The 12,951-nt window shown below is 68.4% G+C and carries 10 protein-coding genes, 1 tRNA gene and 1 pseudogene; 5 read left to right on the plus strand and 7 right to left on the minus strand.

Features of this window, described 5'->3' with window-relative positions; all coding sequences use genetic code 11:
• Positions 1 to 60: 60 nt before the first annotated feature.
• Positions 61 to 432, minus strand: a complete 372-nt coding sequence (locus ACFY9I_RS39455; RefSeq protein WP_391011535.1) for a trypco2 family protein — start codon at positions 430 to 432, stop codon at positions 61 to 63.
• Between the two features lie 873 nt (positions 433 to 1,305).
• Here ACFY9I_RS39455 and ACFY9I_RS39460 point away from each other — a divergent pair.
• Complete coding sequence (locus tag ACFY9I_RS39460; protein ID WP_391011538.1) at positions 1,306 to 3,147, plus strand: IS481 family transposase; 1,842 nt, start codon at positions 1,306 to 1,308, stop codon at positions 3,145 to 3,147.
• A 58-nt stretch (positions 3,148 to 3,205) separates the two neighbouring features.
• Positions 3,206 to 3,397: pseudogene (locus tag ACFY9I_RS39465) on the plus strand (site-specific integrase); the annotation flags it as partial.
• Between the two features lie 113 nt (positions 3,398 to 3,510).
• Here ACFY9I_RS39465 and ACFY9I_RS39470 read toward each other — a convergent pair.
• The 3 genes from ACFY9I_RS39470 to ACFY9I_RS39480 all read right to left on the minus strand — a co-directional run bounded on the left by ACFY9I_RS39470 (position 3,511) and on the right by ACFY9I_RS39480 (position 5,587).
• A tRNA-Pro gene (locus ACFY9I_RS39470) sits at positions 3,511 to 3,584 on the minus strand.
• 29 nt (positions 3,585 to 3,613) lie between these two features.
• Entirely contained in the window at positions 3,614 to 4,456 is an 843-nt protein-coding gene (locus ACFY9I_RS39475; protein WP_391011540.1) for a Pr6Pr family membrane protein, read from the minus strand.
• 201 nt (positions 4,457 to 4,657) lie between these two features.
• Positions 4,658 to 5,587, minus strand: coding sequence for a metallophosphoesterase (locus ACFY9I_RS39480; RefSeq protein WP_391011543.1), 930 nt, complete (start codon positions 5,585 to 5,587; stop codon positions 4,658 to 4,660).
• A gap of 176 nt (positions 5,588 to 5,763) precedes the next feature.
• Between ACFY9I_RS39480 and ACFY9I_RS39485 the strand changes: the two genes are divergently transcribed.
• Positions 5,764 to 6,231: a GatB/YqeY domain-containing protein gene (locus tag ACFY9I_RS39485; protein ID WP_391011546.1), complete on the plus strand. Its 468-nt coding sequence runs from the start codon at positions 5,764 to 5,766 to the stop codon at positions 6,229 to 6,231.
• 409 nt (positions 6,232 to 6,640) lie between these two features.
• On the opposite strand, the gene ACFY9I_RS39490 is transcribed toward ACFY9I_RS39485, so the two are convergent.
• Positions 6,641 to 8,941 carry a transglycosylase domain-containing protein gene (locus tag ACFY9I_RS39490; protein ID WP_391011549.1) on the minus strand — a complete coding sequence of 767 codons (2,301 nt, stop codon included), beginning with the start codon at positions 8,939 to 8,941 and terminating at the stop codon, positions 6,641 to 6,643.
• Between the two features lie 120 nt (positions 8,942 to 9,061).
• Here ACFY9I_RS39490 and ACFY9I_RS39495 point away from each other — a divergent pair, with 120 nt between their 5' ends.
• Both ACFY9I_RS39495 and wblA read left to right on the plus strand, forming a co-directional pair.
• Positions 9,062 to 9,403 carry a hypothetical protein gene (locus ACFY9I_RS39495; protein WP_391011552.1) on the plus strand — a complete coding sequence of 114 codons (342 nt, stop codon included), beginning with the start codon at positions 9,062 to 9,064 and terminating at the stop codon, positions 9,401 to 9,403.
• Positions 9,404 to 9,818: 415 nt separating this feature from the next.
• On the plus strand, positions 9,819 to 10,157 hold the full coding sequence (gene wblA / locus ACFY9I_RS39500; protein ID WP_033524587.1) for a transcriptional regulator WblA: 339 nt from the start codon (positions 9,819 to 9,821) through the stop codon (positions 10,155 to 10,157).
• A gap of 252 nt (positions 10,158 to 10,409) precedes the next feature.
• Here wblA and ACFY9I_RS39505 read toward each other — a convergent pair whose 3' ends face one another.
• Together ACFY9I_RS39505 and ACFY9I_RS39510 are read right to left on the minus strand one after the other, a co-directional pair.
• Positions 10,410 to 11,849, minus strand: coding sequence for an ArsA-related P-loop ATPase (locus tag ACFY9I_RS39505; RefSeq protein WP_391011555.1), 1,440 nt, complete (start codon positions 11,847 to 11,849; stop codon positions 10,410 to 10,412).
• Positions 11,846 to 12,823 (minus strand): ArsA-related P-loop ATPase, encoded by a 978-nt coding sequence (locus ACFY9I_RS39510; RefSeq protein WP_391011558.1) that lies wholly within the window; start codon positions 12,821 to 12,823, stop codon positions 11,846 to 11,848. Before ACFY9I_RS39510 ends, ACFY9I_RS39505 begins: the two co-directional genes overlap by 4 nt.
• Positions 12,824 to 12,951 lie beyond the last annotated feature (128 nt).

Raw genomic sequence — 12,951 nt, forward strand, 5'->3', positions numbered from 1 at the left:
CCGTCCGCTGCCTGCCCCTACCCCGTCGCGGTCATGCCCCGCACACGAAGAAGCCCCTGCTCATCGAACAGGGACTCCCTTTGCCACAACGCACTTAGCTAGGGGGGCGTCGTCACCCTTCTCCGCTGACGAGCGGCGGATCTTGGCACGGCTGCCGCCCAAGGCCTCATCATGAACCTGCAGGCTCAGCGTCAATGTCTGACGGTGCGTGGCCTCCAACCTGCCACCCGTCTCCACACCGGCCTTCACCCCGGGAAGGCCAACCTCGACCTTCACCTTCCCGTCACCGCCGCGGCGGAACTCCACATCCAGCGTTAGCTGTGCCTGCTCCACCTCGAACCGCAGTTGCTGGCCAGCCCCGTCGTCCTGCGCGGCATACAACTCACGCCGCAACTCCATCAACGCTTCCGCCAGCGTGATCTTCGCTTCCACGGCAACCCCCAAGTACCGCGCCGAACTGGCGCAACCGGAAAGCAATCAGCATGTCCCATTCGTCATGCACTCCGCAGCACTTCCGTACCGATCCACAGACGGCCTGAGAGGGGACATCCCCACAAGAACTGGGTGGGCTGTTCCTGAGCGGCAGCCTGGCGGCGATTACTGGACTGGACCGAGACTGGCGTCGGACCATAACTGCACGCAACCGTAATGGACCTGTACGTGTACGCTGCGGACGGCTCGCCGTCCGAGCCATCAAACTCGAACTCGCCCGCGCCCTCATATGCCTCCGGCGCCAGCAAACCTCATCATGAAACGATCAGTAAGCCGAAGCCCTCAGCCCACTCTCCCCAGCTCCCATCCCGTCTGCCGTCGACCCACACACTGTGGAGCGGGCGTGGTGCAGGGCGTCAAGGTGGAGCGCGCCACTGTACGAACGACCTTGACGCCCTGGGCCGCGTCTGCTCGGCTCTGCCTGGGTCGATGGCAGACGGGATGGGAGCCCCCGCACCAGCCACTCACAGCCGGCACACGCAGACAGACCCCCTGCCATCTCGGAGCCTGAGCACCCCGCCGGAGGCACGTTTTTGACCCGCAGGCGACTTCCTTACCTTTGCCCGCTACACGTAGCGCGCCGCCGGGCGCGGCCAGCCGGGGCGCAGACAGGAGGCAGGCCGCGCCGCAGAGGCGGCGCGCGCCCGCGCTTGCGCGGGCCTTGAACCAGTAGAGAAAGTTTGAATCACGCGCTACTGGCCGTGATGTCCGGTCCCGGGAGATGCTTGACACTTCGATCCCAGCTGATGGTTGACGGTGGCCGTGATCGGCTTTTCTGTGCACGTCGTTGTGGCGTGTGGCAGGAGGCCGGGATTGGCTCTGGTGGAGTTGTCGGTTGTCGAGCAGAGATACCGGGCTGTGCTCGCGGTGCTGGCGGGCGCGACGGTGACGGAGATCGCCGCGTCGCTGGGGGTGTCGCGGCAGACGGTGAGCGGGTGGAAGTCGAGGTATGCCGCCTCGGGCCTGGCGGGGCTGGCGGGGCTGGCGGACCGGTCACGCAGGCCGGCCTCGTGTCCGCATCAGGCCTCCGCCGAGGTGGAGACGGCCGTGTGCGAGCTGCGGCGCAAGCACCCTCGCTGGGGTCCGCGGCGGATCGCTCATGCGCTGGAGTGGTCCGGGGCGGTGAGCCCGCTGCCGTCACGGATGACCGTGTATCGGATCCTGGTCCGTCACGGTCTGGTGGAGCCGGGGGTGCGGCGGCGGAAGCGGTCGGATTACAAGCGCTGGCAGCGGGACCGGCCGATGCAGTTGTGGCAGATGGACATCGTCGGCGGCGTGATGCTGGTCAACACGGTGACCGGTGAGCTGACCGAGGCCAAAGTCGTGACCGGGGTGGACGATCATTCCCGGTTCTGCGTGATCGCGTCGGTGGTGGAGCGGGCGACCGGTCGGGCGGTCTGTGCGGCGTTCGCGGGGGCCTTGCGGAGGTTCGGGGTGCCGGAAGAGGTGCTGACCGACAACGGCAAGCAGTTCACCGACCGGTTCGGGCAGGGCGGTGAGGTGCTGTTCGACCGGATCTGCCGGGAGAACGGGATCGCGCATCGGCTGACGCAGCCGGCTTCGCCGACCACGACGGGCAAGGTCGAGCGGTTCCATCAGACGCTGCGGCGTGAACTCCTCGACGACTGCGGCGCGTTCGAGAGCATCGAAGCGGCCCAGGCGGCACTGGATCGTTGGGTGCAGGAATACAACTCGATGCGTCCGCATCAGGCCTTGGACATGCAGTCTCCGGGAGACCGGTTCACCCCGGTGCCTGAGGAGGAGCGGGACATGCTGGGGCTGAAGATTCCCGGAGTGCTGGCGCTGGTGCCGCAGCAGCGGACACCTCCAGCGGACCCGGCTCCGGCTCCGGCTCCGGCTGAAGCCTCGGCTGTGCCCGCCGCCCTGCCTGAGGTGGTCCCTGCCGTGGCGCCGGTGGAGCCCGGTGGGCCGGTGGAGTTCGATCGGGTGGTGCCTGGGAGTGGGAATCTGCAGGTGGCGGGCAAGCAGTTTTGGCTGGGTCCGGCCCGTTCGGGGCTGACGGTGACGTTCTGGGCGGACACGTCGGTGATCCATCTGCTGATCGCTGGGACGCGGATCAAGAGCGTGCGGTCGCACCTGTCGGTGGCTGACCTGGGACGGCTGGCTGTCCGGGGCGGCCGTGCGGCCGGACCGGCCCCGCTGCCTGCCGGTGAGGGGATGGCGTTCGAGGTGGACCGGGTCGTGAACAACAGCGGCCTGGTGGGCCTGGCCGGGCGCCAGGTGCTGGCCGCGGAGATCCTCGGCGGCCGCCAGGTGGGCATCCGCCTCGACGACGAGACGCTGTCGTTCTTCGACCCATCCTCGCGAGAACTCCTGCGGGTGCGGCCCAACCCGCTGACCGGAGAGGAAGTGCGTCGGCTGCGGGGCCTGCGTCCGGCCGGACCGCCACCGCGGCCGGGCATCGAGCCGGTGCGGGTGCAGCGGCGGATCAGTGCTGTGGGCACGATCATGGTCTGCCGCCAGAGCGTCTCCCTCGGCCGCCCGTACGCAGGCCAGACGGTGACCGTGCACGTGTCTGAGACGACGATCACCGTCGAGCTGGACGGCCAGGTCCGGGTCATCCGGCGCACCACCGACATCCCCGTCCGCCACGTCAAGGCGAACAAGCCCCACAAAGTTTCCGATGTTGTCTAGGCCCACCGTCAAACATCACCTGGGACCAGAACGTCAAACATCACCTGGGACTAGACAGACGCCTCGGGAGCTGCGACACAGCTTCGTGTCTCTGCTCTCCGACCGGGGCGTCCCGCTGGAAGAGATCTCGCGGCTCGTCGGGCACTCTGGGACGGCTGTCACTGAGGAGGTCTACCGTAAGCAGATCCGGCCCGTGATCCAGACTGGCGCCGTCGTCATGGACGGCATCTTTGGAGCCGGGCCGCAGTAGCCGTAGTCACTCAGCACACGCACTCAGAATCGATAGTCACGCAGTTAGACACGCAGCAACGCCAGAGGGCCCTTACCGATTCGGTAAGGGCCCTCTGACCTGCTATCTAGCTGTCGGGGTGGCGGGATTTGAACCCACGACCTCTTCGTCCCGAACGAAGCGCGCTGCCAAGCTGCGCTACACCCCGATTGTCGCTGCTTGTCGCGGCGACGTCGTTTACTTTAGCCCACTGGTGGCTGGAGACGAAATCCGGTTTTCGGGGCGGCGGTCGTGGCGGCTGGGGCGGCCCCGACGTGGGTGTACGGGGTCGGGGCGGAGGTGGTCGACGGCGATGAGCAGGAGCGCGAGGGCGTAGAAGGCGAGGCCCAGGAGGAGAGCGTTGCCCAGGACGCTCTTGTAGCCGTGGCGGTCCACGTCGAGGAACGGGTAGAGGTACGGGGCCGGCCAGTCGGGTGTCAGCAGGGCGGCTCGGCCGAGGGTGAACGCCAGGTATGCGATCGGGTAGAGCAGCCAGGCCGCCGCGTGGCTGAGGCGTGGCGGGGAGGGGCGGGTCAGGAGGAGCCAGTCCGCCACCACCGCGAGGGGGATCGCCGTGTGGAAGGCGGCGTCCGTCACGGCCGGCCAGCCGGTGGGGCTGCTGGCCGGGGCGTTCGTCGGCGTCACCGGCATGGAGAGGGAGAAGGCCGACGCGTCCCTCGTCAGGAGCAGGTGGTACACCAGGGCCGTGATCACGGCGTAGAGAACCGTGCCGCCTGTCACCAGCGACGGCAGCGGGTGACGGGCCGACCATGCGCGGCGCGACGAGACGGCGAAGACCAGCGCCACCAGGGCCGTGCTCTGGACCGAGAAATGGCAGAAGGCGCGCAGGGGGCTGCCCAGTGCCATCTCGGTCACCACGGCCCCTGCCGCTGCCAGTGCGACCAGGGCGCGGAACTTCGCTGCCAGCGGGCGGCGCGTCGGTGCCACCACCGCCGTCGCGGGCACGACGGACGTCACCGGCGCGGGGATGCCCGGGATCGCGGGCAGGTCGGGGATGTCCCTGGGTATCGGTGCGGTCATGCGCTCACGCTAGGACGCCGAGACGAAACGGGCTATCCGGGATGAACCATATGGGTCGGTGCCCCGGTGCCCCGGTGCGTCGGTGCCTCAGTGGCGCCCCACCTTCAGAGCCCGCCCTTCAGAGCCCGCCCTTCAGAGCCCGCCCTTCCGAGCCCGCCCTTCGGGGCATACGCAGGGGACCGCCAAGGCTGCCCCGCAGTCCTATGCGCCCCGGCCCACCAGCGTCAGTAGTGAAGCCTCCGGTGGGCACGCGAACCTCACCGGGGTGTAGCGGTTCGTGCCGCAGCCGGCGGAGACATGCATATAGGCGGTGTGGCCGTCGGCCGTATGAGTGGAGAGACCCTTCACGCGGTCCGTGTCGAGGTCGCAGTTGGTGACGAGGGCGCCGTAGAAGGGGACACAGAGCTGGCCGCCGTGGGTGTGGCCGGCGAGGATCAGGGGGTAGCCGTCCGCCGTGAAGGCGTCGAGACTGCGCAGATAGGGGGCGTGGACGACGCCGAGAGAGAGGTCGGCGGAATCGGACGGGCCGCCGGCCACGCGGGCGTAGCGGTCCCGCTTGATGTGTGGGTCGTCGAGGCCGGTGAGCTCGATCGACATGCCCTCGATCTTCAGCGTGCCTCGGGTGTTGGTGAGGTTGAGCCAGCCCGCCCCGTCGAAGCCGTCGCGCAGGTCCTCCCAAGGGTTGTGGACGGCGCCCACTGCCGGCTTGTTGCCGTTCAGGCCGTGGCGGCCCTGAACCTTCTCCAGGAGGTAACGGGCGGGGTTGCGCAGCTTCGGGCCGTAGTAGTCGTTCGAGCCGAAGACGTAGGCGCCCGGGAACTCCATCAGCGGGCCGAGCGCGTCCAGCACCTCCGGTACGCCCTCGGGGTCGGAGAGGTTGTCCCCGGTGTTGATCACGAGGTCGGGGCGCAGCCCGGCCAGGGAACGCAGCCAGCGCTGCTTCTTGCGCTGCCCGCTCACCATGTGGATGTCGGAGACCTGGAGTATGCGCAGTGGCCGCATGCCCGGTGGCAGCACCGGAACCGTCACCCGCCGCAGCCGGAAGGAGCGGGCCTCGAAACCCGCCGCATACACCACACCGGCGGCACCGACCGCCGCGATCCCCAGAGGTACTCCGTATCGCGCTCGCATGTGTCCATCGTGTCAGACACCGCCGAGCCCCAGCACACGCCTGTGGACAACCGCCGACCATCGCCGACGATGTCAACTCGCCCTGTGGACAACCCACTCCGACTTTCTCGTCTCATCCGCACACACCAGCGAAATCAGGGGGCGCTTCCCGCCCCACACCTGCGACAATCGACGCCATGACCACGCTCAAGTCGAAGCTGCAGGAAGACCTCAACGCCGCGATCAAGGGGCGCGACGAGCTCCGCTCCTCGACGCTCCGGCTGACTCTCACCGCGATCACCAAGGAAGAGGTCGCCGGCCAGGAGAAGCGCGAGCTCTCCGACGACGAGGTACTCAGGGTGATCACCAAGGAGGCGAAGAAGCGTCGCGAGGCCGCGGACGCGTTCGCCCAGGGTGGTCGCACCGAGTCGGCCGAGCGGGAGAAGGCGGAGGGCGAGATCCTCGCCGACTACCTGCCCAAGCAGCTGTCCGACGAGGAGCTGAAGCAGATCGTCGTCCATGCCGTCGAGGAGGCCAGGGCCGCCGGTGCCGAGGGCCCGCGTGCCATGGGCCAGGTCATGAAGATCGTCAACCCGAAGGTGGCCGGCCTTGCCGAGGGCGGTCGTGTCGCCGCCATCGTCAAGCAGCAGCTCGCGGGCGGCTGAGCGTCGACCACTCGCCACGCCGACCGAGGACACCTCCGCACGTCGGCCGCAGGACCAGCTCCGGCTTCACCAGCGGCAGGCCCAGTTCCGACACAGCAGCGGCATGACCTGCCCAGGCGCACCAGCAGCATGACCTGCCGCTCCGGCACACCAGCGGCAGGCCTGGCTCCGGCACACCAGCAGGGCCCAGCACCTGCACATGCGGATGTTTCGCACACGCGGTGCCCCGCACGCGGATGCCCCGCACAGGCAGATACGGCGGTGGGGGCGCCCCTTAGTAGAGGGCGCCCCCACCGCCGTGATCGTTCAGGAATCGGTCGCGCGTCCGGGTATGGGCATGTTCATAGCATCCGGGGGCATCCGGGGGCCGCCGCCGACCCTACTGAACCAGCCGGTCGCCCGGCGGCTGTCATCCGAACCCGCCACCACCATTGCCGTTCCCGTTGTTCCCACCGTTCGTCTGGCCCCGGAACCAGCCCTCGGGAATCGAGAACTCCGGGGTCGGGAAGGTGCCGCCGCCGGTGCCGCCGATGAACCCCTCATCGCCGTTCCCGTCGTCACCGTTGCCGTTGTCGTCGTTGTTCCCGTTCCCGTTCCCGTCGCCGTCCCCGCGGTCGCGGTCCGGCCGCTCGTCGGGGATGTGGACGAGGGTGAAGTTGGGGGCGCGCTTGCCCTCCAGCGCTCCGGACATCATGTCGCCCCAGATCGGCCCGGGGACTTGGCCGCCGAAGACCTTGTCATGCCGCTCGCCACCGATGGTGATGTTGACCATGCGGCGCTCGTGCGCGGGGTCGCCGACCCAGACGGCACCGGCCATGTTCGGGGTGTAACCCACGAACCAGGCCGCGTAACGGAAGTCCGTCGTACCGGTCTTACCGGCGCTGGGGCGGCCGCTGCCGAGACCCGCCTCCCTACCCGTACCGTCCTCCACGACACCCTTGAGCAAGGTGTTGATGGTGTCGGCGGTGTTCTCGGACATCGCACGTGAGCACGTCGACTTCGGCACCTCCAGCGACTTCGACTTGTCGCCGACCCGCTGGGTGATGGACTCGATGGCGACCGGCGTGCAGTACATACCGCGCGCGGCGAAGGTCGCGTACGCGTTCGCCATGGTCAGCGGGGACATCTCCTGCGTGCCGAGGGCTATCGACGGGGCCTGGTCCATCTTGCGGCCGTCGGCCCGCTCGACGCCCATCTTCTTGGCCATCTTGGTCACCGGGCAGATGCCGATGTCCGCGATCATCTGCACGAAGTAGGTGTTGACCGACAGCGCGGTCGCCTCCTCCATCGGGTACGGACCGACCTCGGACTCGTTCTCGTTGGTGAGCTTCGTCGGCGTACTCCTACTGTTCCGCCAGGTCTTGCCGTCACAGGCCGAGATCGGGCTGGGATAGGCCATCTCGTACGGCGCGGAGTAGATCTTGCCCGGGGACATGCCGCCTTCGATCGCGGCCGCGGCGACGATCGGCTTGAACGTCGAACCGGGCTGGTAGCCCGCGCCGCCGCCCATGGACTTGTCGACCGAGAGGTTTATCGACGTCTCGTTCTTCTTGGTGTCGAGACCGTACGGCCGCGACTGGCCCATGGCGAGGATCTTGCCGGTGCCGGGCTCGACGATGGTGGCGGCGGTGGCCACTTCGTCCTTCTGGTAGACGTGCCGCTTGATGGAGGCCTGGACCGACTTCTGGGCCTTCGGGTCCATCGTCGTCCGGATCGTCAGACCGCCCTGGTTCCAGATCTTGGCCCGCTCCTCCTTGGTCTTGCCGAACACCGGGTCGTTCAGGAACACCTCGCGCACGTAGTCGCAGAAGAAGCCGGCGCCTTTGACGGCCGTGATGCAGCCGTTCTTCGGCTTGCTGATGTCCAGGCCCAGCGGCTTTTCCTTGGCCTTGTCGGCCTCCGCCTGCGTGATGTCGCCGACATCGGCCATGCGCTGCAGCACGATGTTGCGCCGCTTGGTGGCTTCCTGCGGGTCGTTCACCGGGTCGTACCGGCTCGGCGACTGCACGATGCCGGCGAGGAGCGCGGCCTCCTCGACGTCCAGGTTCTTGGCCGACTTGGAGAAGTAGCGCTGGGAGGCCGCCTCGACGCCGTAGGCCTGCTGGCCGAAGAAGGTGATGTTCAGGTAGTTCTCGAGGATCTTCTTCTTGCCGAGCTCCTCCTCGAGCTGGATCGCGTACTTGAGCTCGCGGATCTTGCGTCCGATCGTCTGCTGGATGGCCTGGGCGACCAGGGTCGGGTCGTCACCGGCCTCCTCCACCGCGACGTTCTTCACCAACTGCTGCGTCAGCGTGGAAGCACCCTGGGTGACTCCACCGCTCTGCGCGTTCCGGTTGAGCGCGCGCAGGACGCCCTTCAGGTCGACCGCGCCGTGCTGGTAGAACCGGGAGTCCTCGATGGCGATGATCGCCTGCTGCATGTACGGCGAGATCTCCTTGAGATCGACCACCGTACGGTCACGCGAGTAGACAGTGGCGATCTGGTCGCCCTTGCCGTCAAGGATCGTGGTGCGCTGGCTCAGCGGCGGCTGCTTGAGGTTGGCGGGGAGTTCGTCGAACCCCTCGACCGAACCCTTGGCCGCGAGCCCCAGGGCGCCGACCGCGGGCAACGCGATGCCCGCCATGACGGCACCGGCGAGGACGCTGACCCCTAGGAACTTGGCGGCCTGCTGTGTGGCGGACAGACCACCACCCGAGCGCTTGTTTGGCATGAGGGCAGCCTAATCCGTCGTCATGACCGTTCCGAAAGAGCGGGTGCTTCAGGCGACGTACAAGTGCCGGATCGTGACATCCGTTGCCGCTGCCGGGCCCTGGCGCCGATGATCTGGTCCATGAGACCTGAAGTGCGCGCGTTCGTCGCCGACGGCCCCCTGCCCGACTGGGACGCGAGCGAGCAAGAGATCGATGCGCGTGTACGCCAACTGAACGCCATAACCGCGCCGGTGTCGGCGGAAGAGGCGGTGGCGCTGGTCGGCTGCTTCGGGCCGGACGACTGCTACGGCGTCGCCTGGACCCTGCTGCATCTCATCGAGACCGGGCCGAACCCCGTGCTGACGACCCGCCCTGCGGCGGACGCGGGGGAGTGGCCCCACCGGCTCTACGACCGCGCCGTGTTCGGTGGCCTGACCGAAGACGCGAGCGCCGCCCGGGAAGCGGATGCCTTCGAGGCGTGAAGAACTTGAATGGTTGTCTACGTTCTCATTCGCCGGACACGCGCGCAGGCGTTGGCCTAAGCTGCTCTCAACTGTCACAGCCATAGGCCCTTGTATCAGTACGTCCGGCGAACCCGAATCGTTCTGGCGTTCTTACGATTTTTTTTCGGAGCCGTGTCCGAATCCACCTCGTGTGTCATTCGGTGTCCGTTGTGACGCATGTCAACTATCCCGTTCTGTCGGGATAGTCACGTATGTCCTCAGGTCACTCCCGCGGGTGATCTGCCGCTTACGCATAGTCCGTTCGGGCCATTCAAGATTGGGCCCGAAGGGGGTGTTGCGCTGTGCCCACCTTCCGTAACGTCCTCAACTGGCGGCGGTGAATATGCCGCTGCCGCCGTGGGGGAGCCTCGATTCGGGAGAGGACGGCGCCGGTATGGGCTGGGTAACCGACTGGAGTGCGCAGGCTGCCTGCCGCACTACCGATCCGGATGAACTGTTCGTTCAAGGAGCAGCGCAGAACAGGGCCAAGGCGGTGTGCACCGGATGCCCGGTACGCACGGAGTGCCTGGCGGACGCGTTGGACAACCGCGTCGAGTTCGGCGTGTGGGGAGGAATGACGGAACGAGAGCGCCGCGCACTGCTGCGCAGGCGACCGACCGTCACGTCGTGGCGCAGGCTGCTGGAGACCGCGCGCACGGAGTACGAGCGTGGCGCGGGCATTCTGCCGCTCGACGATGACGAGATGTACGAGAACTACGCGGCGGTCAGCTGAGGGCGAGGCCCCGTCCGGACCACGTCCATCGAGGACGCCTGTGAGGTGTCGGCGCGTCGGGCAGGTGTGCCGGCTCTCCCGTGCCCCGGTGCGTGGAACGGCCGTCGGGGCACAGATCGTTCCTCAGTCAGCCGTGCGTGAGTCCTCGTACGGCGGGGCAGTCGTACGGCGGGGCAGTCGTACGGCGCGATGGCCGTACGACACGGTTGCCATACGGCCCGGGTCCTCGTGCGGCCGGGTCCTCGTGCGGCGTCAGTTCTCCGCAGTGGGCAGCTCCGGCGTCGTGGTCGCGAGCCGGTCCCCGATGTCCCGCAGGCCTGCCAGGTCGTGGACGTCCCCGGGCAGCGCGGCCACTTCGGCCACGGCCACCTCGGGATGAAGCGCGGTGAAGCGGTCACGCGTGCGCTGCTCGCGGGAGAGCAGCCGCATCCGCTCGGCGTGCAGCCTGAGCAGGCCCGCCGTGAGGTGTTCCACGGTCCGGTCCGGGGCGACGCCCTGATCCTGCCGGTCCTGGGCGGGGGAGCCGTCCTGGACACCGGTGGTCGCGGAAGAAGCTGGACTGCCTGGGCTTTCTGGTTGGTCTGAACTGCCGTCAGGGTCGGGAGAGTTACGGACTGCTTTCCCGGCCATATGATCCACAATGCGGGGCTCGTCAAGATTTTCCGCGGCGGCGAGCGCGCGCTCGGCGGACAACTGGGCCGCGCCGCTGCCGTGGACACGGTTGAGCACCAGCCCGGCCAGCGGCATGTCCTCGGCGGCTAGACGCTCCACGAAGTAGGCCGCCTCGCGCAGCGCGTCCCGCTCCGGCGCGGCCACCACCAGGAAGGCAGTGCCGGGCGCCTGAAGCAGCTTGTACGTGGCGTCCGCGCGCGTACGGAAGCCGCCGAACATGGAGTCCATGGCGGCCACGAATGTCTGTACGTCCTTGAGCAGTTGTCCGCCGAGCAGCTTGCCCAGGGCGCCCGTCATCATCGACATGCCGACGTTCAGGAACTTCATGCCCGCCCGCCCGCCGACCTTCGCGGGCGCCAGCAGGACACGGATCAGCTTGCCGTCCAGGAACGAGCCGAGCCGCTTGGGGGCGTCCAGGAAGTCCAGCGCCGAACGGGACGGCGGGGTGTCGACGACGATCAGATCCCACTCGTCCCGGGCCCGGAGCTGGCCCAGCTTCTCCATCGCCATGTACTCCTGCGTGCCCGCGAAGCCCGCCGAGAGCGACTGGTAGAAGGGGTTGCTCAGGATCGCGGAGGCCCGGTCCGGGTCCGCATGCGCCTCGACGATCTCGTCGAAGGTGCGCTTCATGTCGAGCATCATGGCGTGCAGTTCGCCGTCGCCTTCGATGCCCTTCACCCGGCGCGGGGTGTTGTCCAGCGAGTCGATGCCCATGGACTGGGCCAGCCGCCGCGCCGGGTCGATGGTGAGCACGACCACCTTGCGGCCCCGCTCGGCCGCACGCAGCCCCAGGGCCGCCGCCGTGGTCGTCTTGCCGACGCCGCCGGCGCCGCAGCACACCACGATGCGGGTCTGCGGGTCGTCCAGCAGGGGATCGACGGCGAGGGGGCGGGCCGAGCCGATCACGCGGTGCCCGTCGGGTGCGTGGGACGGATCATGCGCGTGATCCGCATCGTGGGCGTGGTGGGCCGGGTCGTGGGCGTGGGCCGAGTCGTGCGTGGCGGCCGGGTCCGGAGTCATGAGATCCCTTGCTGACGCAGTTCCGTGGCCAGTTCGTACAGGCCCGCCAGGTCCATCCCCTCGGCGAGCAGCGGCAGTTCGTGCAGCGGCAGGTCCAGCTCGCCCAGCACGCCCCGCTGTTCGTGCTCCAGGCTGTGCCGCTCGGCGTACTCCTCGGCCTGCGCGAGCAGCGGATCCACCAGCCGCTCGGCGTTGCCTCCGCGCCGAGCGCCGCCGAGGCCCGCCGCGGACAGGGACTTGGCGACGGCCGTGCGCGGCACCGCGCGCGCGAACTCCAGCTCGTCGGCGTCCAGCACCTCGGGCCGCACCATGTTGACGATGATCCGTCCCACCGGCAGCTTCGCGGCCCTCAGCTCGGCGATGCCGTCCGCCGTCTCCTGGACGGGCATCTCCTCCAGGAGCGTCACCAGGTGCACGGCCGTCTCGGGGGACTTCAGGACCCGCATGACGGCCTGGGCCTGATTGTGTATCGGGCCGATCTTGGCGAGCCCCGCCACCTCGTCGTTGACGTTCAGGAAGCGGGTGATGCGGCCGGTGGGCGGCGCGTCCATCACCACGTGGTCGTACGCGAACCGCCCGCTCTTCTCCTTGCGGCGCACCGCCTCGCAGGCCTTGCCGGTCAGCAGTACGTCCCGGAGGCCGGGTGCGATGGTGGTGGCGAAGTCGATGGCGCCCAGCTTCTTCAGGGCCCGCCCCGCCCCGCCGAGCTTGTAGAACATCTGGAGGTAGTCCAACAGGGCCAGTTCGGGGTCGATGGCCAGCGCGTACACCTCCCCGCCCCCGGGTGCCACCGCGATCTTCCGCTCCTCGTACGGCAATGCCTCTGCCTCGAAGAGCTGCGCGATGCCCTGTCTGCCCTCGACCTCGACCAGGAGGGTGCGTTTCCCCTCGGTCGCGAGGGCGAGCGCGAGTGCGGCGGCGACCGTGGTCTTACCGGTCCCGCCCTTGCCGCTGACGACCTGGAGCCTGCTCACGTATTCGAGACTAACCAGTCCGCGCTCGGCATACGCGGGAGGCTGTGGACAACCTGTCCCGGCCCGAACTGTGGACAACGCCCTTTTCCGCCTCTCCCACCGGCCCGGGTCGGCGCCACGAACGGCGC

Origin of the sequence: Streptomyces sp. NPDC012510 (assembly GCF_042955065.1) — a bacterium.
GTDB lineage: Bacteria > Actinomycetota > Actinomycetes > Streptomycetales > Streptomycetaceae > Streptomyces.